This window comes from Sinorhizobium arboris LMG 14919, from assembly GCF_000427465.1.
GTDB lineage: Bacteria > Pseudomonadota > Alphaproteobacteria > Rhizobiales > Rhizobiaceae > Sinorhizobium > Sinorhizobium arboris.
This window is the reverse complement of sequence record NZ_KE386497.1, coordinates 1-25,564: the sequence shown is the minus strand read 5'-3', so window position 1 is coordinate 25,564 and position 25,564 is coordinate 1. Positions and strand designations below refer to the sequence as shown.

The following is a 25,564-nucleotide window of genomic DNA, read 5'->3' as shown; positions in this document are numbered from 1 at the left end:
GACCGTGACCTAGTGATCGCGCCCTGAGAGGAGATTTATGCTTAACGAAGTTCGACCTGCGAAGCCCGAATTTGTCGGAAGCCAGTTCATCGATGTAGTCGCGGCTATCGACAAGATTGCGGCATCATCCCCCGACAGGATTGCAATCCAGCATGGCTCGGAGGAGCTCACATATGGTGAGCTGCGGGTGCTGTCAGGTACCATCGCAAACACCCTACGGGAGCGCTGCGCGGATGGCGCGGTCGTGGCCTATTGCGGCGAACGGAACTCTAATTGGGCAGCCACAGTAATCGCCATTCTGAAAAGCGGCTCAACATATTTGCCGCTCGATCCATCCTTACCAGCCTCCCGAATTTCCTTCATGATTAAGCAAAGTGGATGCACACTGATTATCGGGCCAGAAAAACCGGAGGCGCTTGGTCTCTTTGAGAAAGACTGCGACGGCGCCAGACAATTCATGACGGTGGAGACGGCGCTACTCGGTAGCCGTTTCTCTCCTGCAATGCCATCTTCGGCTGAACCCCGTCTCGCTTACATTCTGTTTACGTCCGGTTCGACGGGACGGCCCAAGGGCGTGATGGTTCAGCGCGCGGGCCTAAACAACCATTTGATGGCCAAGATAAATGCGCTCGAAATAAGTGAGCAGGACTGTGTCGCACAGACTGCCTCTCATGGCTTTGACATCTCCCTATGGCAGCTTTTGGCAGGATTGTGTGTCGGCAGTTGCGTCGCGATCATAGATGATGCGACGCTGAGATCTCCCTTGGCGCTTCTTAAAGCACTGCAGGCACATCGGGTCGCAGTCGTCCAATTCGTTCCATCGGTGCTCGCCATATTCGTTGAACACCTGCAGACGCTCTCAGCCACGGAGCGGCTCCTCGGTGCCTTACGCATGGTATCTACGGTCGGCGAACCGCTGACACCTGCCTTGGCGCGCAGTTGGCTGACGCTCTATCCTCAAGTCCCCATTCTCAATCACTACGGCCCGACAGAATGTGCGGACGGGGTGACGCACCATTTGATATCGGTCCCACCCAGCGCAGCGGACACCTATGTGCCCATCGGCAGGCCGATTTCCAATCTTGAGGTTTATGTCGCCAATGGTTTGCGCCTGTGCAAGGCGGGGGAAGTCGGCGAGATCCATGTCAGCGGAGTCGGTGTCGCTGATGGATACATCAACGATAGCGACCGTACCAGAGATGCCTTTGTGCCAAACCCTTTCTCCGACGACCCATCCTATCGACACCTCTACAGGACCGGCGATCTCGGACGCATCAGGGCAGACGGCCTTCTGGAATGTCTAGGTAGACGAGATCGTCAGATCAAGCTGCGGGGGCACCGGATCGAACTTGGAGAGATCGAGTCTCACCTATGCGCTCATCCTCTGGTAACTGCCGCAGTGGCTACCGCACCCGTCCACGAGAGCGTGAAACTAACCGCACGCGACATAACCTGTACCAATCGCGAATCCAGACGAAGACGAATAGTGGCCTATGTGTCGGCTCCTGCCGAACTAACAGAGAGGGAACTCCGAAGCTTTGTCGCCGAAGTGCTTCCCCGATACATGATTCCAGAACGAATCATTCGTGTCGACCGATTCCCGATCACCTCAAACGGCAAGGTGGATCTCGCGTCATTGCCGGACCCGACGACCGTTCGCCCCGAACTGCTGAGCCCGTTCGAGGAGCCAAAGACGGAGCTCGAAAGCACACTGCGAGAGATTTGGTCCAACGTTCTTGGGATCGAAGTTATCGGCGCCAACGACCAATTCTTGGATCTTGGCGGCGACTCGCTCCGGGCGATGCTTATATTGGCTCAGATACAGAGGCAGCTCGCGGCAAAGGTGGATTTCAGGCTTGTTCTGAATGGGACCATCAGATCTCTAGGGGCGGCGATATCAAGCCAATCCAAGACAACCCAGAACTTGCTTCCTGCGAGCGGGAAGCTAAAACGGTCACCCCTGACGCAAGTGCAAGAACACCTCTGGTTTCTCTGGCAGCTCAATCCGGCTGCGAAGAACTATATTATTCAGGGCGGGCTGCGTATACGAGGCGCCATCGATCTCGCCGCATTCAATGAAGCCTGGTTCGATGTTGTTCAGGCGCATGACGCGCTCTCAGCACGTTTCAGCGACGAAGACGGGCCGGTTCAGATTTTTGATGATCCGCAGCGCTCCGACCTAGAGTTGGTGGACGCCACTCACCTGACTCAAACGGAGGCCGATGAACTAGTGGCGGAGCTGCGGCGCACGGAGCTCAACAACACCTTTGACCTCAGTCAAGGACGTTTGTTTCGTGCGCGGATGATCCGCCTCGGCGAGGATGACCATCTCATATTGATAAGCGCGCACGAAATCATCATCGATGCGTGGTCGATCTCTGTCTTCCTCAGAGACTTGCAGACAAGATACTCCAATGCCGCTGCGTTCTCTCCAGCGGAACGCACATCCCTCTCGACCTATGCTCATTGGGAAAGTGTACACATTACACCGAACTCGCTCGATGATCAGCGGCGGTATTGGCGTCGGCAGATAGGCGACAATCCTCCGGTACTTTCGCTGGGGAGCAGGCGACCGCGGCCGGAAGAGAACTCGTGGCGTGGGAGCTCGCATGCGTTTTTCCTTGAGCGCGAACTGTCCGATCACGTGCGAGACTTTGCACGCCGGCACAGATGCACGACTTCTACGATCCTCTTGGCTTGTTTCAAGCTGTTGTTGCGAATGTATAGCGGGCAAGACGATGTCGTCGTTGGCATACCGCATGTGGTGCGTGGTCAACCAGGCACCGAGAAGATCGTGGGATTCTTCCTCAACATGCTGCCAATCCGAACTACGATCGATGTTAATAAATCCTTTGTGACGCACGCGACCAACGTGCAGAGCCTCATAAGCGATGCTATCGCGAACTCGGCGTATCCATTTAGCTGGATGGTTCAGGATACTCGATTCCACCGCGAACCTGGTCAATCGCCTATTTTCCAAGTCATGTTTAACATGTACTCCGAGCCTCCGGAGCCCCCAGCAAAACGTGATTTGGAGCTGACATTTCGCGAATATGACACAGGCTATGTGAAATTCGATCTCACCCTTTACGCGCAAGACGAAGGCGACGCAATTGCGTTGCAACTGGCCTATGCCAAAGACAGTTTTTCGAGCGATGTGATCGCTCGCATGGCCGACAATCTTCGCTATCTCATTGCTGCCTGTGTCGAGAGGCCACACGAGCCGATTGTGGCGCTGAGCGGCCTCAGTCCGTCGGAAGTCGCTTTTTTAGACGCGCTACAGGGCGATGAGCCGTTAGGTGAGGGTGAGCCTTCGCTTGTGGAAGCATTTAATCAAGTGAGCGCTTCAACTGTCGATCAAGTGGCTTTTTTCGGCGAGTTCGGCACAATCACGTTTGGTCAGTTGCGCAAACGCGTGGCTACGATCCAGTCCGTTCTGCAAGCTTGCGGGGTGGGCGCGGGTGACAGCGTCGCCATACTGGTCGACCAGTCTCCAGATGTAGCGGCCACTACTTTGGCGATCCGGAACTTGCAGGCGATCGTCGTGCCTATATCGCCAAGTTTCCCGAAGGAACGGATCGGCCACATTATAAGGGACAGTGGGGCAAACCTCCTTGTTCACGCCGTCGCGGATGAAGAGGCCACTTTCGGTGTGCCGTGCGTTAATCTGTCTACGCTGCAGGCTCGATACGACCCTGGCCGGGTCTCGCGGCGCGCTGTCGAGCCACTCGAGGAGGGTGCAGCCAGCCTAATATATACTTCATCCTCGACCGGTAAGGCGAAGGGCGTTCTTATTCCGGAATATGCAATTCTCAATCGATTGAATTGGATGTGGCGATGCTTTCCTTTCGATGGTACCGACGTGATGGTTGTTCAGAAGTCAGCGGTACTTGTTGCTGCGGTGTGGGAGTATTTTGGAGGGCTCCTGAAGGGGGTACCGACGCTGATCCTTACGCATGAGCAGTTGCTCGACCCCGACCTCTTGTTGAGCGCATTAGCAAGGCATCACGTGACGCGGTTGTTTGCCTCTCCGGCCATTTTGACCGGGTTAATCGCCTCTCAAAAGCGACAGCCGAAAACGACCAGCTTGCGCCTGGTTACAAGCAGTGCTGAACCGATGCCGCCATCGCTTCCTATTCGTTGGCGAGAGTGCTTTCCAGATGTGCCGCTATGGAATTTTTATGGCACAACGGAGTGCGCATCTAATGCGGCGGTGTACCGAACATCGGATGCCGACGATGGCTCGTTAGTTATTCCGGTTGGGCGCCCGATCGATAATGTGAAAGTTTATGTCCTTGATGCAGAGTTGAAGCGGGTTCCCGTCGGAGTCTCAGGTGAACTTTGCTTCGCAGGACGCTGTGTGAGCGCAGGATACTGGCAGGACCCCGAGCGAACTGAGCACTCTTTCGTGCCAAACCCATACGATGGAGGCCAGTACAGCGTCCTTTATCGCAGTGGCGATATCGCCCGCATTTCACCCAAAGGCCTTCTGGAGATTTGCGGTCGAGCGGACAACCAAATTCAGCTTCGGGGTTTCAGAATTGAGCTGGAGGAAATTGAAGCGGCGCTTGAATCTTATCCTGGCGTTGCGCGAGCCGCGGTTCTGGTAGAAGGCGCGGATGACGATCGGCGGCTCGTTTCCCTTCTGGCCCCAACTCACGAAAATCTGACTTCAGGAGACATTCTAACTCATCTGCGGCAGGCACTTCCGTCTTACATGCTGCCGTCGGATTTTCGGATGGTGGAACGTATGCCGCTCACACCCAGCGGGAAAATAGATCGGGCTCGTCTGTCTTCCATTTCATCCCGCCCGATCCGAAAAGCGAGATCGGCTGAACCGCGCACGGAAAGGGAGCAACTCCTCGCCGCGATTTGGCAAGAGCTGTTGGGCACCAAAGCTATCGGCATTGATGACAGCTTCTTTGACGTCGGCGGAAATTCGCTTCTGAGTGTGCGGTGCGTCACACTGGCGCGTAACGCGGGAGTAAACTTGACGGTCGGTCAGTTGCACCGGACACCGACGATCCGGCAACTGGCAACGCACCAAGCGCCGGCGGCGACAGGTGTGACCCTCAAGGGATCGCTGCCGGTAACCCCTGCAGTCACACATTGGAATAGTATTGTTGGACTGGGCGAGCACTACAACATTGGCGATCTTTTCTTCATGCCCGCCGGCCTGTTGAATATTTCCATTCTTGAACGTGCCCTTGTGCATGTCATCGGGCGGGAGGAAGGACTGAGGCTCCGTATTAACCAAACGGACAGGGGTCTATCTCAGGTAATCGGATCAATAGCAGATTGCCCTGTAGAGGAAGTAGACCTTGTCGGAGTAGCCACATCAGAACAGCTCACGGTCATTGAGCGCGCCTGTGCTGAGCGTCAGCACAGTTTTCGATTTGACGGCCGGACGCCTCTTGTCAAAGTCTCAGCCTTCCGGACATCAGAAAGCGGCGATTACTATTTGCTTGTTCTGCTGCATCACTTTGTAGCAGACGGGGTTGGATACAGGCTGTTCCTGAATGCGCTCGATAAAGCTTATAGCTCGCTTGCTGCAGGCCGAATCGCTGCAGATCCAGGGACCACGCCCCTTTCTCAATGGCTCGCCCGATTGAATGATTACGCGAATGGCGAAGCACCAGCCGAGCTCCAACATTGGGAGAGTCTGCGGTATGAGTTGTTTGATATCCGTGTAAGTGACGCCGGGTCACGTGCGGCAAGATTTTCGGCTGAAACTGCGAGGTGGCTCCACTATGAAGGCTTCGATGGGCCAATCGATGAGAAATTCTGCAGGCCGCTATGGAAGGATCAGGCCACATACCGTCTAAGGCTCGATGAGGAGACGACGACGCGCCTTCTCAAGATTGTGCCGACGTCTGCGCATTGCGAAGATTTTGATGTATTGCTTGCGGCTATCTCGGGGGCATTTGGCCGCGCTTTCGGAAATTACTCGCTCTGGATTGACAGTCTCACTTCGACCCGGGGAGGTCTATTCGACGACATCGATCCGTCGCAAACGATTGGCTACATCGGTGAACTGGTACCCCTGCCGTTATACGTTGCCGGAACGGAGTCTCGTCAAGACCGGGCTCGCTCTATATATCAGCAACGCAGCGCGCTGCCGCGCAAGGGCATAGGTTTCCGGGCTTTGAAGTTCTTGAATCGGCATCCCGATGTGCGGGAGCGGATCGATCGTCTGCCGTTACCCCGGATCGGAGTGAACTATCGAGCGAGACTCCAACGTCATTATCCGCGCCGCCTGCTATCCACAGATCCACACCCGCTGTGGATCGGCGAAGATATGAATCAGTCACTTATGAACTATCTCTTTTGGTTTCGTGTCGGATACCAGTCGGGCAAACTACAAATTGAAGTGAGATACGATCCAAGACAAGTGGGCTACGAATCCACCCGCAGCCTCTGCACAAGTTTGCGCGAAGAGCTGCAACGGACTGTCGATGCGTTTGCAGAGGCCAACAGATGAGGCCGTTGGAGCTACATATCAAAGGCAAAGACGAACGCATGGCATCGCCGGCAGACCACATTAGTTTGTTGGACGGCAAGGTTTCCCACCTCATCATGCGCCTTTCCATTCCGTCGATTATCGGTTTGTCGATCAATGGAATTCAGCAAGCGGTGAATGCAATCTTTGTCGGTACGCTTGGCCCCCAGGCCATCGCGGCCGTGAGCATTGCTTTGCCGTTGGTGGTGCTGCTGTCTGCGGTAGGGCAGGGGATCGGGGCCGGTACAGCATCATTCGTGTCCCGCAATCTTGGAGCTGGCAATTCATTGGAAGCGAGTCGTGGTGCGAGCTTGGCACTCGGTCTCGTAGTTCCGATCGGAACGACGCTTACTGTCACCATCCTTTTCGGCTTGCGCGACGCACTCACTTTGCTCGGCGCCAGTCCAACGATAATGCCAGCCGCGCTCGAATATGCCTCGACGCTCCTGGTTGGTTATACTCTTATCCTGTTGAACATGGTCAGTGGGTTCATCGTACGGGCTGAGGGTAACACCCGGTTCAGCATGTGGACGATGATTACGGCTTTCACGTTGAACGCCCTGCTCGATCCGCTTCTGATTTTCACTCTGGATCTCGGAGTTCGCGGCGCGGCGCTGGCAACACTGTTGTCCCAGATCGTCGCCACCAGCATGTACATCGTATATTTCGCCAAGCAACGCGGGATTGTCCGTTTCCGAGCTTCCTACATCACTTTGAGGGGCGACCGATTAAAGCAGATAGCCGCCGTTGGAGCCCCAGCGACGATCACCGGTATTTTGACAGCGGCTTCATTTATGTTCTTGTACAGGGCTGCTGCCACATTCGGCGACAATTCAATTGCCGCTGTGGGTATAGCCGCACGATTGCTAACGATCGGGACATTCCCGATCGTTGGCTTTTGCATCGGCTCACAGGCGGTCCTTGGTTTCAGTTGGGGAGCACAGGATTTTGCACGGGTGCAGAAGGCCGCGACGTTCATGCTTTCCACAGTCTGCGCCTTTTCAGTCAGCTTTTCTGCTGTGGTTGTGATTTTCGCCCGGCCAATCGTCAGCCTTTTCAGCGACAGCGAGGATGTGACTGAAATCGCTGTCTCCACCTGTATTATGTTCCATCTCTTTTTCGGGCTGTTTGGCGTCCAATACGTGGTAATAACCATGCTTCAGTCGTTCGGGAGAGCACGCCTGAGTGCCGTCGTTTCCTTCGCAAGGCAAGGATATCTCTTCGTACCAGCCATACTACTATTTCCTCGTATTTGGGGATTCACGGGATTATTGATCAGCCAGGCAGCTGCTGAGCTACTGGCAGGACTGCTTGCCATCTTTGTAGCGGTCAAGCAGTTCAACAACCTCAAAGGAATGCTCCTGCACCGCTAATCCGAGGTCATGCACCCTTGGCTGCTACTGCATGTTTCCTTAAATCGTATCCACTTTAAGGACAAAAACATGCAGCAATTCAAAGTGCTACAGCGACCTTTGCGCGTCTGATAAGACGCGCGGCGCTGTAGTGCTTAAGCCGCTCGAAAAAACCGTCCGGCGACCGTAGCCAGCCGTAAGCGCAACGTTCCATGCGGTACTCAATTGTGCTCGAGCGAAAGGAAATCTCAAGTGATAGAGACGCTGCTTCCATCCAATATAGCCGTGCAAACCTCTCGGGCAAGTAGAGGCCCAGAAGTGATGCCCGAAGAAGCGAGTGCCGTGGCTGGGGCGATCGAAAGCAGGAGGCGTGAATTCTCCGTCGGACGAGCCTGTGCCAGATCGGCATTAGCCAAGCTTGGCTTTCCTCCGTGCGCCATCCCAAGTGGACCTGACCGGGCACCAGTTTGGCCAGCCGGCATAGTCGGCAGCATAACACATTGTGCTGGATTCTGTGCCGCCGCTGTGGCCCTGCAGGAGGACTACGTTGCGCTCGGAATCGATGCAGAAGTCGATGAGGAGCTGCCGTCGGGCGTGTTGGAGCTCATCTCGGTTAACGAGGAGCGAGAGTGGCTGGCCAACGCACCAAGGCGCCTCAATTGGGGCCGATTGCTCTTCAGTGCCAAGGAGAGCATCTTCAAAGCGTGGTTTCCGCTCACACGTGAATGGTTGGGATTCGAGGACGCGGTGATCACTTTCATTCCGGACGGGACGTTTGTTGCTCGGCTTCCGAACACGCTCATGCCGACCCGCAATTGTGCTTGGGAACTCCGCGGCCGCTTCAGCATTGCAAATGGACTAGTACTAACTGCAGTATTCATCGCGGGGTAGCGTTAGCCCCGGCTCAAAGCCTCGCGTTCTCCAGTTACGCGCGATCGGCGCCTGATGGAGCGCTCAATGGTGAGCCGTGACAAGGTGATGGATCGACTGAGTGAGTGGTGCGAACCAATATCCGTGGGCCAGCGCCCCGGCGCTCCAACTGCGAAAGCACTTTGCAAAGAAGAACCCATAGTATCTTGAATATTCTGCTAATTCTCCGAGAGGGGCGGCGCCATGGCAGGCTGGTGGTGTTGAACGTCACCCGATCCCCTCACGAGCAACCCCGGGATGCTCCACCCCACTATTGTGTATTGTCGCTCGCTTGATTTCTCAATGTAGTCCACGGCTGGTCTCCCTTCGGTTGGCGAGGCAGGAGAGGGGGGTGAAAGATCGATAGTCGCAAGAGCATGAGTGCCAGCTTTAGGGTGCGGAACGGGCACTCACAACAGGTTGTGCACCTGACTCCGCTGAGGAGCAGCACGCGGGATAGCGGCGCGGCAGGTCCTGCGCACATAATCTGAATGTAACTGCAAGGCGCGTGTCCAGGCCCCCGCGGGCTTTTCCTCATTCACCTTGGAGCAGCAGAAGGAGACCGCGGCCAGCTGGTTGGAGGTGACGGTCCACCAACCTGCGGGCAAGCCTTAGTGCTGTTTCTGACGAGCCGATCGAGCGCAGTATCATCATTACAACCGTTTTCTAGCCGACGCTGGCGGCACTCCCATTTCCTTGAGCAACCGGTCCGCGGCGTCGATCTTGTCCATGGTCCAGAGCATGAAACGACTGTCGACGTGGATGCTGCGATTGCGATCTCCGGGAAAGGCCCAGTCCCCAATCACGCCCTCTAGCGTGCCGTCGAAGGCGAGACCAACGAGCTCGCCGCGCCCATTCAACGTCGCCGAGCCGCTATTGCCACTGGTAATGTCGACCGTGGACAGGAAGTCGACCGGTAACGTGCCCAGCGCTGGCGCGACATAGGGGCCATAGTCCTTAGCGCGAATCGCGGCAATGGCGGCTTCGGGCGCGTCGAACTCACCCTTTCCGGTATGCTTGGCCAGCAGTCCCTCGGCCGTGGTGAAGGGCGTCCAGATCTGCCCGTCTTGCGTTCGCCTCGCCACCTTGCCCCAGGTGAGGCGCAGCGATCCATTTGCGTCGGGATACACGGGCCGGCCGATCGCCTTCCTATAGGCAAGCAGAGCCTGCATATAAGTCGCGCGCGCCGCCTGCGTGCGGCCGGCGAGATCCTTGTTCGTGCGCTCCGCGGCTATCTCGCCGGGATAAAGTGCAACCGCCAGCTTGATGAAAGGATCGTCCGATGCCTCGAAAGCAGCAGCCGGTTTATCGAGCCAGCCGAGCCGCGTAGCCGTGTCGGCGAGTTTGGTTTCTGCATAGAGTCGATCAAGGCCGATTTGGCCCAGAGCGGTCTCGAACGCAGTGTCGCGGTCCTTCGCGTCCAGCCGGTGATATTCCTCGAGTGCGGCCTCGAACAGCTTGCGATCGATGTTGGGCAGATACTCGCGTTCGACCTGCGTCAGTCGATCGATGGTCTCGCTGCGGTCGCGATCCTGAAAGCCGCTTTCGCGGATGGCATCTGGTTTCTCGTGCTCCTTCGCCCAACGATAGAGCGTGCGCGCGGATGAGAGGATCCGCGATTGGCCGAGCAGCGCCGCCCCCAGCCCCTGGAGCGAGGCCCGGCTGCTCTCCTCCACTATGGCATCCAGCTCGAGGATCGCCGCGCCATAGCGCGCCTGCCGCGCGGGATCGCTAGCGACCCAGTTGCGATAAGCTGTCTCCTCGGTGACCTTGCGAGCGTTGAGCCCAACCGCGTCAGCGCCGGCGAGATCGCCCGCCAGCTTCTTCGCGTAGTTTTCCACGCCTTGCAGGATGGAGGCGTAGCGGATCTGCGCAGTGCGGTTGCCTAGCGTGGCCTGCTTTATCTGGGCGGCAAAATTCGAGAGCCAACGCTGCCATAGCGGTTCGTACTTCGCAAAGTTGAACCGGACTTCCCCAGCGGTGCGAAACCGATCGGTAGTACCGGGAAAGCCAGCGACCATCACAAAATCGCCCTCTTTGAGGCCTTCGCGGGCGATGCGCAGCCAGTTCTTCGGCCGGTACGGCACATTGTCAGGCGCATAAGGCCGGGAGGACCCATCAGGAGCGACATAGGCGCGATAAAAGCCGAAGTCGCCTGTGTGGCGTGGCCACATCCAATTGTCCTTTTCGCCGCCGAATTCGCCGATGCCACGTGCGGGCGCATAGACGAGGCGCACGTCCTGAATTTCGAGCTTCTCATGAAGGTAGTAGGAGGCGCCGCCATAATAGGCCCGCACGTCGCAGCGGCGGTTGGGCTGTTCTTCACACGCGGCGATCAGGGCCTTGCGGTTAGCGTCGAGCTGCTCATGGCGGGCAAAACCGGTCAGGTCGGCCGAGATCCCCTTGAGCATGTCGGCGGTCACTTCCCGTTGATCTTCGATAACATAGATGCGGCTGCCGCGAGCCGCAGGCAATTCTTCACTCAGGCTTCTCGCCAGAAAGCCGTCTGTGAGATGGTCCTCGCCCTCCTTGCTGATGTTCTGGAGGGATCCCACTACGCAGTGGTGATTGGTCGCGACCAGCCCTTCGGGACTGACGAATGAGGCGGAGCATCCGCCGAGTGAGACGATCGCGTTGAGCGGGGCAGCGTCGAGACGGCTCAATTGGGCGGGATCAATCTTGAGCCCATCCGCGCGCATGGCCGCGCCGATTTCTGCAGTCTGGTCGGGCATCCACATACCTTCATGCGCCGACGCAGCGCTAGCGGTCCAGAGCAAGGCGATGGTACTTGCTTGGGCCAAACATTTCATATTTGAGTTCATGTTGATGTAGCTCCCGTCCTGGTGGCTGATTTATTTCGTGGGCTGTATCGATGACCAGCGCGAGACGCTGTTCACCCGTCGAGCTGATCGCGGGAGAGCGATGCAATATGCTCGGGTTCTGCCTGCCAGATCTGTATTCCTTGAACATCGCCGTCGGACCTGGGGTGGCCCTGCTCGATCGTCTTCGCGGCTGCCACTCCGTGACGGCACAGTGGACTGTTAACGCGCGCATCTGCATTGCGCTCACCTCTCCTTATATGGGATTGCATACCGCGACGGTTGCCAACCGTCCGATGCAGTAATCGTGCCAAAGGAAAACAGTTTCAAATACAACGTGGGGAGACCGCTCCATGTATGTCCCGTCTCCGACATCCGTAGCGGAACCGACATATTGACGCGGCCCTCGCATCGCCAACTGGACCGCCGGTCAGCCGCCGCCTTAACCGCCTGCGTCAGAGAGAGAGAGAGAGAGAGACGGGCATAGGGAGTGCGGAAGTTGTGGAAATGCACCAGTCACGTGGCAACATGGCAAACAATCGCGTGACAGGGCTGGCTCTGCGGTGAATGCTCTTCTTCTTTGAGGAAGGGGAATGCATGACTACCACCAATGAAATTGCCGACAAGATCGCCGCTGACCATCAACTCACCAAGGCCCAAGGGAAGGCGATCGTCGAAGCAGTCTTCGGCGCGATCACTGCCGCGGCAACTGCTGGCTCCGAAACGTCGATCCCCGGCTTTGGCAAGTTCAAGGTAAAGGACACGCCGGAGCGGGAAGCGCGTAATCCGGCAACCGGTGCCACCATCAAGGTTGCTGCTGCGAAGAAGCTGACCTTCACGCCGGCAAAAGCTCTCAAGGACGCCTTGAACAAATAGCGTCTGCCGCCGTTGGCGGGCACGCTGAGATCAAAATGACTCGAAATTCGGCAGCGTACTCCTGCATGTTTCCTTACGTACCCGATTTAAGGATAAATACATGCAGCAATTCAAAGTGCTGCAGCGTCCTTTGCGCGTCTGATTGGGCGCAGGGCGCTGTAGCTCACGGTGCGGCGGAACTATCTGGATGCGCCCGGACCAGGCAAACTTCGCTACGCGCCCGTCACGTCGTCAGGCGCGTAGATGCCGATCAGTCGGCGCCACGAAGCCGCATCTGCCAATTAAAGCAAGGCCGCAGCCGCGGAGCACCCCTGCTGCGGAAATCCACCCGCGTTCCGGCCAGGTCTTAAGTCCAGCATACGCAGGGAAGGTCAGCGCCGAGGGGCGCGCTCGTAAATCGTTACTTTTCCCGAGTTCGACCCTCCAAATCTACAGTTCGAAGTGCGCTCTTGAAAGGCGCACGTCGAACCGATGCGTGCGCATCATCACGATCGCGGATATGCAGGCGCAGAGTGCGTAAACGGCGGCGGGCTCTACGGGTTACGCGCGTTGTTAGAACTTCGCCGCCAATGTCGGACACCGTAATGGTCCCGTGAGCGCCATCCCATTGTTCTGCAAAATTTGCCCCTCCCGTAGACACGCTCAACGCGGCTCGCCTGGGATGCGGTGGTCGCCAGAAGACCGCGGGCGCCGATGAAACTAGCCGTTCCACAGCGAGAGACTGGGCGAGAACCGGGACCGTCTTTGGTGGACGGCAGAGCTCGCGCACCAACGCCAATCGGATGGACAGTCAGAACGGGGTGCGTCGGTCCATACATTGGAAGCTGTGAAGTAAAGCGCGCCGATGAAGCCGATATTTGAATAGCTCCCATCAAATCAATCGATTAGGCCAACGGGCCGATGTGGGGTAACGGTAAAGGAGATGATGTTGAGGCGTTAAACCATGATTAGCTGCCGTGCTAATCCATGGTGGCCCAAGTTACAACAGCCTCCTCGGCAGCGATGGTGACGATGTTCTCATAGCGCCCGCTGGCAACGGCTGGATGGACTATTGATAACGCGTGAGCACGAGATCGCTGAAGAGGACCAAAAATGATCGATTTGTCGCGTCCGGAAAGCTCGAATAGCCATGAGGGCTGCGGCCAAGATCTGGGAGACCCCAGCACTACATCAACCCTATCAGTTATCTTTGTCGGTGGTGGCACGCTTAGTATTAGATGTGCACAGATGGCAAAGGAAATGGGCTGTTCCGTACCCGCCGTTCTACCTACAGATGATGTGTTCCGTACCTGGGCTACTCATTTAGGCATCCATTGCTTCGATAACGTCGACCAGACCTATGAATTTCTATGCGATGTGAATGTCGATTTGATATTTTCCGTCGTTAATCCCGTTATCTTGCCAGCTCATTTATTGGAGCAAGCACGTGTAGGTGCGTTCAATTATCACGACAGCCCACTGCCGCGTTACGCAGGGACCCACGCGACAAGCTGGGCAATTCTGGCGCAAGAGAGCCAATACGCCATTTCGTGGCATCACATGGATCCTGGTATTGACACGGGCAACGTAGTTGTGCAGTGCCCGGTGCCCATTGCATCAACCGATACGGCATTGACCCTCAACCTTAAATGCTATGATGCCGCGATAGAAGGGTTTCGCGCTCTTTTAGCGAAAATAGCGCGGGCCGATCTCCAGGGCCGCCCGCAGCAGCTGGCAAACAGGACCTATTTTCCGAGGAAGCAACGGCCTATTGCCGCTGGTTGTCTAAGATGGAACCAGTCCGCGCAGGAATTATCAGCGATTGCTCGTGGTTTGGACTTCGGCCCTTATCATCCGAATCCGTTGTGCTTGCCTAAGGTTGTCGTCGGAGAAGATGCTATCCCGGTTCGGCGCTTGGAGGTATCCACTCGGTCTTCTGATTATCAGCCAGGCTCCCTGCTCGAAATACATCCAGACCACTGGCGTGTCGCGACGGAAACAGAAGACGTTGATCTTTGGTTTGGTGCTCCCAATGGCCCGTTCGTCGATGCGATAGCACTCGCAGAACGCTCTTGTCTGAATGTAGGTGACCGTCTCGCGATTTTGAGCGATGACCAGGCATTGTCCATAACTACTATCTGTGAAGCGTTGGCTCCACGGGAGAGATTTTGGCTGCGGCGACTTGAGACATTCAAACCATCGCAGCTACCTTATGTTTCGTCTCTTCTGGGCGAACAACCGCCCAAATGGCACACGAGTTCCTGGCGCAATATAGATGCCTTGGCAGAACTCTCGCCGACGGATCGCGTGGAATGCTTGTTGAGTGCTTGGTTGATTTATTTGGTCCGCACGGCAGGTGAAGCAGAGCTTCAGCTAGGTTGGCGTCCAGCACTCGATGAAACGCAGATTGATGGGCGTCTGGCGCAGAAGCTTATAGCGTCTATCGTGCCGATGGAAATTACCATCGACGTCAATCACGGTTTTTCTGAGCTACGCGCGACGGTCGCGGCTGAATGTGTTCTATTGCGTAGACACACTAGCTTTGCCCGCGATCTCATAGCACGTAGCCCGGCACTGTCGGGCGACAAAGGGCTGCAATTGCGTCAACCGTGGCCAATTGGCGTTATGATGACGACGATGAGCCACGGCCGTTCAGTTGACGAACTTGGGTCCAATCCCGAGTCGGAAATGATCCTGCCAGGCAGCTTACTGACGCTTGAAATCAACGCGGTCGACGGGAGCTTTAGGTGGCACATTGATGAAAATCGCTGGGCGCCCGAGAAAATCGGCAATGTTACGCAGCATCTAGAGAATCTTCTAAGCGTCGCTACACTCAATCCACAGCAACCGGTCGGCCGGATCGAGCTGCTTTCAGCTGAGGAGCGGGGCTATCTTCTTGAAGATCTGAACCGGACGGAAGTGGACTATCCGTCGGAGCTTTGCGTCCATGAACTGTTCGAGGCGCAGGTGCGCCGGGCGCCCGACACCGTGGCGGTGGTCTTCGAAGCGCAGTCGATCTCCTATGGCGAACTGAATGCTCAGGCCAACCGGCTGGCCCATCATCTGATCGACCTTGGGGTCAAGCCGGACCAGCCGGTGGCCATCTGCCTGGAGCGCAGCCCGGCGATGGTGGTGGGGTTGCTGGCGATCCTCAAGGCGGGCGGTGCCTATGTGCCGCTCGACCCGGCCTATCCCTCCGCGCGGCTGCGGCAGGTGCTCGACGATGCCGCCCCGCGGCTCATGCTTTGCGATGCCGCCGGCCGCGAAGCGCTGGGCGCCGAGGCACTCGCCGATCTGAGCGTGATCGACTTCTCGGACGGCGAGCTTTCCTGGGCCGACCAGCCCGCTGACGATCCCGACCCGCACGCCCTCGGCCTGACAGCGCGCCATCTCGCCTATGTCATCTACACATCAGGCTCTAGCGGAACGCCAAAAGGCGTCATGGTCGAGCATCAACAGTTGTCGAACTATTTGCAGTGGTCAAATCGAAGCTTTTACCAGAGAACTTCGAATGGCTCGCCTGTAACGCATTCGATGAGTTTTGATGGCATCGTTACGACCCTATTCGGGCCGCTGCTGGCGGGAACGAAACTTCATCTTCTAGATCCGGCTGTCCAAATTAACTCTCTTGCTGAATCGACGGATGGACAAACCTTCGATTTGGTCAAGGTTACTCCCTCGCATCTGAGCATGCTTAACAAAACGATGCATGATGGGAAGGAAGAAGCTCCAACAAAAGCACTTATGGTTGGCGGCGAAGCCCTAGTTCCAGCCGACATGCGATTTTGGCAGCGGCGTTTTCCAAATGTGCGCCTGATTAACCATTTTGGTCCGACAGAGGCCACCGTTGGATGTGCCTCATTCGAAATAACGGGCGATCTCGAAGGCCTCACGTCAATCCCGATCGGGCGTCCGATATCGAACACGCGGCTTTATGTGCTTGACGACCATGGCCAGCCCGTTCCGTTCGGGGCTGTGGGCGAGCTTTATATCGGCGGGGCAGGGGTTGCGCGCGGCTACCTCAATCGCCCGGAGCTGACGGCGGAGCGGTTCCTGACCGATCCGTTCAGCGGCGAGGCGGATGCCCGCATGTACCGGACCGGCGACCTGGCGCGCTATCTGCCGGACGGCAATCTCGAGTTTCTGGGCCGCAACGACGACCAGGTGAAGATCCGCGGCTTCCGCATCGAGCCGGGCGAGATCGCCGCCCGGCTCTGCGAGCATGAGCTTGTCGCCGATGCGTCCGTCGTGGCGCGCGAGGATCGTACCGGCGACAAGCGGCTCGTCGCCTATGTGGTTGCGAAGCCGGCGGACGGGTCGGACGAGGCCGATGGCGCGGAGCTTGCGGCGGCGTTGCGGGCCCATCTTGGCGACCTGCTGCCGGACTACATGGTGCCGTCAGCCTTCGTGCGGCTGGACGCACTGCCGCTGACGCCGAACGGCAAGCTCGACCGCAAGGCACTGCCGGTTCCTGACGACGAGGCCTATGCGCGGCGAGCCTATGAAGCGCCGCAGGGCGCGGTCGAAACGGCGCTGGCCGGGATCTGGGAAGAGCTGCTCGGCATCGAGCGGGTCGGCCGCCACGATAACTTCTTCGAGCTCGGCGGCCATTCGCTGCTGGCGGTGCAAATGATGGAGCGGCTGCGGCGGCAGTCGCTCGGGGTGGAGGTGCGCACCCTCTTCGCCAAGCCGGTGCTTTGTGATCTCGCCGCAAGCCTTGGCAGCCACCACGAGGTGGCGGTGCCGGCCAACCGGATCACCGAAGAGAGTGAGGCGATCACGCCAGAGATGCTGCCGCTGATCGATCTGACCCAGAAAGAGATCGACTGGATCGTGTCGACGGTGCCCGACGGCGTCGGCAACATCCAGGATATCTATGGCCTGTCGCCGCTGCAGGACGGCATTCTGTTCCACCATCTGCTGGCAACCGAGGGCGATCCCTATCTGCTGGTCTCGCAGATGGCCTTTGCCGATCGGGGCCTGTTGGACCGCTATCTGGCTGCGGTTCAACAGGTGGTCGACCGCCATGACATCCTGCGCACCGCCTTTGTCTGGCAGGGACTGTCGAGCCCGGCGCAGGTTGTGTGGCGCAAGGCGCCGCTGGCGGTGAGCGAGGTCGAGCTGGACGAGAATGGCGGTCCCGGCCACGAACGGCTGAAGCGCCGGTTCGATCCGCGCCACTACCGTCTCGCCCTTGGCCAGGCGCCGCTGATGCGGTTCGTGATTGCGCGCGAGCCAGGCAGCGAGCGCTGGCTGCTTTTGGCGTTGCGGCATCATCTGATCGGCGATCACACGACGGCCGAAGTGATGCATGCCGAGGTCCGGGCCGTGCTCGAGGGGCGCGCGCATGAGCTGGCGCCGCCGCAGCCGTTCCGCAATCTGGTGGCGCAGGCCCGTCTCGGCGTTTCGTCCGAAGAGCATGAAGCGTTCTTCCGGGAGATGCTCGCCGACATCGACGAGCCGACCACACCGTTCGGGCTGAGCGAGGTTCGCGGCGATGGCCGCGGATCCCGCGAGGCGCAGCGGATGCTGCCGCCGGCGCTCAACGATCGGCTGCGGGCCCAGGCGCGGCGGCTGGGGGTCAGCCTGGCGAGCCTTTGCCATCTGGCCTGGGGCCAGGTGGTGGCGCGGAGCAGCGGCCGCGAGCAAGTGGTGTTCGGCACGATGCTGTTCGGCCGCATGCATGCCGGTGCCGGCGCCGACCGTGCCATGGGCCTGTTTATGAATACCCTGCCGTTGCGACTGGATCTGGATGGCACCGGGGTTGAGCAAAGTGTGCGTATCGCCCACGCCCGTCTGGCCGAGCTGCTCTCACACGAGCATGCCCCGCTGGCATTGGCGCAACGCTGCAGCGGCGTTGTCGCACCAGTGCCATTGTTCAGTGCGCTGCTGAACTATCGCCACGCCACGCCGGCCCACAACACGCCGGCCCAAAGCACGCCGGCCATGTCCGACGTGGGAACAAGCGACGTGCTGTCCGGCATGGAATGGCTGGGGAGCGAGGAACGCACCAATTATCCCGTGACCCTGTCGGTGGATGATTTTGGCGAGGCACTGGGGCTCACGGCGGACGCGGTCGAGCCGATCTCCCCCGATCGCATCTGCGGCTACATGCAGCGGGCGCTCGAGCAGCTGGCGGAAGCATTGGAGCAGGCTCCCGACAGACCAGTGCGCGAGCTCGACATCCTGCCGGCCGCTGAGCGCCGCTATCTGCTGGAGGAGCTTAACCTGACGGACGCGGACTATCCGTCGGATCTGTGCGCCCACGAGCTGTTCGAGGCGCAGGTGCGCCGGGCGCCCGACGCGGTGGCGCTGGTCTTCGAACGGCGGTCGATCTCCTATGGCGAACTCAACGCCGAGGCCAACCGGCTGGCCCATCATCTGATCGGGCTTGGGGTGAAGCCCGACCAGCCGGTGGCGATCTGCCTCGAGCGCAGCCCGGCGATGGTGGTGGGGGTCTTGGCGATCCTCAAAGCCGGCGGCGCCTATCTGCCGCTCGACCCGGCCTATCCGAGCGCGCGGCTGCGGCAGGTGCTCGACGATGCCGCCCCGCAACTCATGCTTTGCGATGCCGCCGGCCGCGAAGCGCTGGGCGTCGAGGCGATTGCAAGCCTGAGCGTGGTCGACTTTTCGGACGGCGAGCTTCCCTGGGCCGACCAGCCCGCTGACGATCCCGACCCGCATGCGCTCGGCCTGAGCTCCAGCCACCTCGCCTACATCATCTACACATCAGGCTCTACCGGCACGCCCAAGGGCGTCATGGTCGAGCATCGGGGATTGGTGAACTATTTGCACTTTGCCTGTGGGGCCTACGTGCCCAGGTCTTCCTCGGTGGTCTCCTCGTCCTTGGCCTTCGATGCCATTATTACCAGCCTGTTTGCGCCCTTGATGTGTGGTGGCCATGCACAGCTTGTCAGGCGAGACGAGGTCGAGGGGGTAAAGGAAAGGATCCGCTCGCATTGCGGGATCATCGACATCACCCCGAGCCATCTGGACGCTCTTGGGCAACAGATGCTGGCGGACTCTGCCGCCAGCCAGGTTGACCTGTTTATCATTGGCGGTGAAGCGCTGTTCGGTTCGACAGTCGAATTGTGGCGCAGGGTCCAGCCTGCGGCCAGAATGGTGAATGAGTACGGCCCCACCGAAACGATCGTCGGCTGTCTCTTTTATGAGGTTCCGGCAGCGCCAGCTGTATCCGCGAACGTCCCGATCGGCCGTCCGATCGCGAACGCGCGGGTGTACCTGCTGGACGATCATGGTCAGCCTGTTCCGTTCGGGGCAGTGGGCGAGCTCTATATCGGCGGGGCAGTGGTTGCGCGCGGCTACCTCAACCGGCCCGATCTGACGGCGGAGCGGTTCATCGCCAGTGTCTTTGTCGAAGGCGATCGTCTCTATCGGACCGGCGACCTGGCGCGCTATCTGCCGGATGGCAATATCGAGTTTCTGGGCCGCAACGACGAGCAGGTGAAGATCCGCGGCTTGCGCATCGAGCCGGGCGAGATCGCCGCCCGGCTGCTGGAGCATGAGCTTGTCGGCGATGCGGCCGTCGTGGCGCGCCAGGATGCGACCGGCGACAAGCGGCTTGTCGCCTATGTGGTTGCGAAGACGGCAGACGGGTCGGATGAAGCGGATGGCGCCGAGCTTGCTGCGGCGTTGCGGGCCCATCTCGGTAGCCTGCTGCCGGCCTACATGGTGCCGTCGGCCTTCGTGCGGCTGGATGTGCTGCCGCTGACGGCCAACGGCAAGCTCGACCGCAAGGCGCTGCCGGCACCTGCCGACGATGCCTATGCGCGCCGGGTTTTCGAGGCGCCGCGCGGCGAGATCGAGACGGCACTGGCGGCGATGTGGCAAGAGCGTCTCGGCATCGAGCGGATCGGCCGCCACGACAACTTCTTCGAGCTCGGCGGCCACTCGCTGCTGGCGGTGCAGCTCTCGAGCCGGTTGCCGCAGGCTGTCGGTGTCGAGGTGCCGCTGGCGACCCTGTTCGCCAGGCCGGTGCTTGCCGATCTGGCGGAAAGCATCGCCGAACAGTTGCGCCGCGCCGGTCCGCAAGACCTGCCGGCGATTGACGCCGTCTCGCGCGACGAGCCGCTGGTGCTGTCGTTTGCGCAGCAGCGGCTGTGGTTTTTGGCGCAGCTCGACGAGGGCAGCACCAACTATCACATCCCGTTGGGCTTGCGGCTGCGCGGAGCGCTCGACCGCGTCGCCTGGCGGCGCAGCCTTGACCGTCTGTTTGCCCGTCACGAGGCGCCGCGCAGTGTCTTTGTCGCCCCTGAGGGCCGGCCCCGGGTCGAGCTGCTGCCGGCCGATGCCGGCCTGCCGGTGACGGAGCATGATCTGCAGGGGCTGCCGGATGCGGATGCCGTGCTTGCGGATCTCTACCATGATGAGGCGCGCACGCCGTTCGATCTGGCGCGCGGGCCGCTGATCCGCGGCCGGCTGATCCGGCTGGCCGATGACGACCACGTCTTCCTGCTGACACAGCATCACATCGTCTCGGATGGCTGGTCGATGGGCGTGCTGGTGCGTGAGCTCAGTCAGCTTTACCGGGCGTTTGCGGCCGGGCGCGCCGATCCTTTGCCGCCGCTGGCGATCCAGTATCCGGATTATGCCGCCTGGCAACGGCAATGGCTGTCGGGGGAACGGCTGCAGGCCCAGGCGCAGTATTGGCGCGACAGCCTGTCTGGTGCTCCTGCACGTCTGGCGCTGCCGACGGACCGGCCGCGGCCGGAGCAGCAGTCGTTTGCCGGAGCCAGCGTGCCTGTCGTCATCGACCAGGATCTGACGCGGCAGCTGAAGCGGCTGAGCCGGCAGCATGGCACGACCTTGTTCATGACGATATTGGCGGCCTGGGCGGCGGTGCTGTCGCGCCTGTCCGGGCAGGACGACCTTGTCATCGGCGTGCCGAGCGCCAATCGCGGCCGGCGCGAGGTCGAGGAGCTGATCGGCTTCTTCGTCAACACCCTGGCNGTTCGCATCGATCTGTCCGGCGAACCGAGCGTGTCGGAGCTGCTGGAGCAGACGCGGCGCACGGCGCTCGCCGCGCAGGAGCATCAGGACCTGCCATTCGAGCAGGTGGTCGAGATCGTCCAGCCGCCCCGGGCCCTTGATCACACGCCGTTGTTCCAGGTGATGTTGGCCTGGAAGAACAACAGCGGCGGGTCATTGGACCTGCCGGGGCTGCGGGTGGAGGCCGCGGGGGAGGGGCTCGATCAGGTGAAGTTCGATCTGGAACTGAACCTGGGGGATCAGGGCGAGGTCATCGCCGGGACTCTGGGTTATGCGACGGCGCTGTTCGACCGGGCGACGATCGAGCGGCAGCGCGGCTACCTGCTGGCGCTGCTGCGGGCGATGGTTGCCGATGCCGCGCAGCCGGTCGGCCGCATCGACATCCTGCCGGCCGACGAGCGCCGCTATCTGCTGGAGGAACTGAACCGCACGGAAGCGGATTATCCGTCGGAGCTGTGCGTCCACGAACTGTTCGAGGCCCAGGTGCGCCGGGCGCCGGACGCCGTGGCGGTGGTCTTCGAAGGGCAGTCGATCTCCTATGGTGCCCTCAATGTCCGGGCCAACCGGCTCGCCCATCATCTGATCGGGCTTGGGGTGAAACCGGACGCGCGCATTGCGATCTGCGTCGAGCGCAGCCCGGCGATGGTGGTGGGGCTGCTGGCGATCCTCAAGGCCGGCGGCGCCTATGTGCCGCTCGACCCGGCCTATCCCTGCGCGCGGCTCAACCAGGTGCTCGACGATGCCGCCCCGCAACTCATGCTTTGCGATGCCGCCGGCCGCGAAGCGCTGGGCGCCGAGGCACTCGCCGATCTCAGCGTGATTGATCTGGATGCGGCCACCCCGGCCTGGGCGGAACTGCCGGCGTCGGAGCCGGACCCGCGTGCGCTCGGCCTCACCCCCAGCCATCTCGCCTACGTCATCTACACCTCCGCCTCCACCGGAACGCCCAAGGGCGTCATGGTCGAGCATCGCGGGATGACCAATTATCTAAGCTGGGCTCGTGAGATCTACGCTCCCATATCCTCCTCCGTCGTCTCCTCTTCGCTCGCCTTCGATGCTACGATTACCAGTCTGTTTACGCCTCTTATCTGTGGTGGGCATGAACATCTCGTATCCAAGGGAAATGAAACCGAGAACCTTAAGGCAGAGCTTGGCTTAGGCCGCAGGCTGGTCAAAATCACTCCCAGTCATCTGGATGTTCTGGGGCAGCAGCTGCAGTCGGCTGGAGATGCCAGTCAGGTGGAGCTGTTCGTCATTGGCGGCGAGGCATTGTCGTCGTCGACGGTCGAGCTATGGCGTCAGATCCAGCCGGCTGCCAGAATGGTCAACGAGTATGGTCCGACGGAAGCGGTTGTCGGTTGTGCTTTCCATGACATCCCNGCAGACCTTTCCGCATCGACAAATGTGCCGATCGGCCGCCCAATCGCGAACACGCGGCTCTATCTGCTTGACGACCATGGTCAGCCTGTGCCGTTCGGGGCCGTTGGCGAGCTCTATATCGGCGGGGCAGGGGTAGCGCGCGGCTACCTCAATCGCCCGGAGCTGACGGCGGAGCGGTTCCTGGCCGATCCGTTCATCGGCAAGGCGGATGCACGCATGTACCGGACCGGCGACCTGGCCCGCTACCTGCCGGATGGCAATCTCGAGTTCCTGGGCCGCAACGACGAGCAGGTGAAGATCCGCGGCTTCCGCATCGAGCCGGGCGAGATCGCTGCCCGGCTCTGCGAGCACGCGCTTGTCGGCGAGGCGGTGGTGGTGGCGCGGGAGGATCGCGCCGGCGACAAGCGGCTCGTCGCCTATGTGGTTGCAAAGAGGACGGACGGGTCGGACGAGGCCGGTGGCGCCGAGCTTGCCGCGTCGTTGCGGGCCCATCTCGGTGGCCTGCTGCCGGACTACATGGTGCCGTCGGCCTTCGTGCGGCTGGACGCACTGCCGCTGACGCCGAACGGCAAGCTCGACCGCAAGGCGCTGCCCTTGCCGGCTGACGATGCCTATGCGCGCCGGGCCTATGAGGCGCCGCGCGGCGAGATCGAGACGCTGCTGGCGGCGATCTGGGAAGAGCTGCTCGGCATCGAGCGGGTCGGCCGCCACGACAACTTCTTCGAGCTCGGCGGCCATTCGCTGCTGGCGGTGCGCCTGCTTGCCAGGCTGACAGAGGCCTTGGCAGTGGAGCTGCCACTGGCGACCCTGTTCGCCACGCCGACATTGGCTGAGCTAGCCCGGGAATCTTCCATCAGCTTGATCACTCAAGAATTTGATCGCGACGAACTTCAGAAGCTGCTTTCTTCCTAGGACTCTGAAATGACCGATTTTGTCATCGACCAATTAGAAGAACTGGATTCAGGCGGCTTAGCTAAGCTCCTTTCCCTGGCCAGAGAGCGAAATCGAGCCCGGGACCTAAAAGCTACACTGATACCGAACATCAGCCGTGATGGTGCGCTTGCGCTGTCCTATTCGCAGCAGCGTCTCTGGTTCTTGTCGCAGTTGGACGAAGACAGCACGAACTATAACATTCCCCTGGGCTGGCGATTGCGGGGCAGGCTCGATCATGTCGCATGGCGGCGCAGCCTTGATCAGCTGTTTGCCCGTCACGAGGCGCTGCGCAGTGTCTTTGTCGCCCCTGAGGGCCGGCCCCGGGTCGAGCTGCTGCCGGCCGATGCCGGCCTGCCGGTGACAGAGCACGATCTGCAAGGGCTGCCGGATGCCGAGGTTTTGCTTTCGGCTCTGTGCGCAGAAGAAGCAAGGACACCGTTCGATCTGGCGCGCGGGCCGCTGATCCGCGGCCGCCTGATCCGGCTGGCGGATGACGATCACGTCTTCCTGCTGACGCAGCATCACATCGTCGCGGACGGCTGGTCGATGGGCGTGCTGATGCGCGAGCTTAGTCAGCTTTACCGGGCGTTTGCCTCTGGCCAGCAGAACCCGCTGGCGCCGCTGACCATCCAGTATCCGGACTACGCCGCCTGGCAACGGCAATGGTTGTCGGGCGAGCGGCTGCAGGCCCAGGCGCAGTATTGGCGCGACAGCCTGTCTGGTGCGCCGGCCCGTCTGGCGCTGCCGACCGACCGGCCACGGCCGGCGCAGCAGTCGTTTGCCGGAGCCAGCGTGCCTGTCGTCATCGATCAGGATCTGACGCGCGGGCTGAAGCGGCTGAGCCACCAGCATGGCACGACCATGTTCATGACGGTGCTGGCGGCCTGGGCGGCGGTGCTGTCGCGCCTGTCGGGGCAGGACGACCTTGTCATCGGCGTGCCGAGCGCCAATCGCGGCCGCCGCGAGGTCGAAGAGCTGATCGGCTTCTTCGTCAACACCCTGGCGGTTCGAATCGATCTGTCCGGCGAGCCGAGCGTGTCGGAGCTTCTGGAGCGGACGCGGCGCACGGCACTCGCCGCGCAGGAGCATCAGGACCTGCCGTTCGAGCAGGTGGTGGAGATCGTCCGGCCGCCCCGCGCCCTCGATCACACGCCGTTGTTCCAGGTGATGTTGGCCTGGCAGAACAACAGCGTCGGATCATTGGACCTGCCGGAGCTGCGGGTGGAGGCTGCAGGCGAGGGGCTCGATCAGGTCAAGTTCGATCTGGAGCTTGACCTTCGCGACGATGGCGAGGTCATCGCCGGGACTCTGGGCTATGCGACGGCGCTGTTCGACCGGGCGACGATCGAGCGGCAGCGCGGCTATCTGCTCGCCCTGCTGCGGGCGATGGTTGCCGATGCCGGGCAGCCGGTCGGCCGCATCGACATCCTGCCGGCCGACGAGCGCCGCTATCTGCTGGAGGAGCTGAACCGGACGGAAGCGGACTATCCGTCGGGCCTGTGCGTGCACGAGCTGTTCGAGGCGCAGGTGCGCCGGGCGCCGGACGCGGTGGCGGTGGTCTTCGAGGATGAAGAGCTGAGCTATGGCGAGCTCAACGCCCGGGCCAACCGTCTGGCCCATCATCTGATCGGGCTTGGGGTGAAGCCCGACCAGCCGGTGGCGATCTGCGTCGAGCGCAGCCCGGCGATGGTGGTGGGGCTGCTGGCGATCCTGAAAGCGGGCGGCGCCTATGTGCCGCTCGACCCGGCCTATCCCTGCGCACGGCTCAACCAGGTGCTCGACGATGCCGCCCCGCAACTCATGCTTTG

General features: G+C 60.3%; 6 protein-coding genes and 3 pseudogenes. 7 read left to right on the top strand and 2 right to left on the bottom strand.

Annotation, left to right across the window (positions count from 1 at the left end; translation table 11 throughout):
• Positions 1-37 precede the first annotated feature (37 nt).
• The 4 genes and pseudogenes from SINAR_RS0128965 to SINAR_RS1000000137910 all read left to right on the top strand — a co-directional run bounded on the left by SINAR_RS0128965 (position 38) and on the right by SINAR_RS1000000137910 (position 8,742).
• Entirely contained in the window at positions 38-6,481 is a 6,444-nt protein-coding gene (locus SINAR_RS0128965; protein ID WP_028002338.1) for a non-ribosomal peptide synthetase, read from the top strand.
• A 5-nt stretch (positions 6,482-6,486) separates the two neighbouring features.
• Positions 6,487-7,872, top strand: a complete 1,386-nt coding sequence (locus SINAR_RS0128960; RefSeq protein WP_336884860.1) for an MATE family efflux transporter — start codon at positions 6,487-6,489, stop codon at positions 7,870-7,872.
• 300 nt (positions 7,873-8,172) lie between these two features.
• Positions 8,173-8,370: pseudogene (locus tag SINAR_RS1000000137915) on the top strand (4'-phosphopantetheinyl transferase family protein); the annotation flags it as partial.
• A gap of 6 nt (positions 8,371-8,376) precedes the next feature.
• The gene (locus SINAR_RS1000000137910) at positions 8,377-8,742 is read left to right on the top strand and encodes a 4'-phosphopantetheinyl transferase family protein (protein ID WP_234710715.1); all 366 of its coding nucleotides are present in this window, start codon (positions 8,377-8,379) and stop codon (positions 8,740-8,742) included.
• A gap of 671 nt (positions 8,743-9,413) precedes the next feature.
• Here SINAR_RS1000000137910 and SINAR_RS0128950 read toward each other — a convergent pair.
• Both SINAR_RS0128950 and SINAR_RS1000000138535 read right to left on the bottom strand, forming a co-directional pair.
• Positions 9,414-11,570 (bottom strand): S46 family peptidase, encoded by a 2,157-nt coding sequence (locus tag SINAR_RS0128950; protein WP_272913711.1) that lies wholly within the window; start codon positions 11,568-11,570, stop codon positions 9,414-9,416.
• Complete coding sequence (locus tag SINAR_RS1000000138535) at positions 11,521-11,814, bottom strand: DUF1826 domain-containing protein (protein WP_419761340.1); 294 nt, start codon at positions 11,812-11,814, stop codon at positions 11,521-11,523. The genes SINAR_RS0128950 and SINAR_RS1000000138535 overlap by 50 nt, the downstream gene beginning before the upstream one ends.
• A gap of 362 nt (positions 11,815-12,176) precedes the next feature.
• Between SINAR_RS1000000138535 and SINAR_RS0128940 the strand changes: the two genes are divergently transcribed.
• The 3 genes and pseudogenes from SINAR_RS0128940 to SINAR_RS01000000133980 form a co-directional block, all read left to right on the top strand.
• Positions 12,177-12,455, top strand: a complete 279-nt coding sequence (locus tag SINAR_RS0128940) for an HU family DNA-binding protein (protein WP_028002333.1) — start codon at positions 12,177-12,179, stop codon at positions 12,453-12,455.
• 1,092 nt (positions 12,456-13,547) lie between these two features.
• Positions 13,548-14,093 (top strand): annotated as a pseudogene (locus SINAR_RS1000000138530) (formyltransferase family protein); the annotation flags it as partial.
• A gap of 1,143 nt (positions 14,094-15,236) precedes the next feature.
• Positions 15,237-25,564 (top strand): annotated as a pseudogene (locus SINAR_RS01000000133980) (non-ribosomal peptide synthetase); the annotation flags it as partial.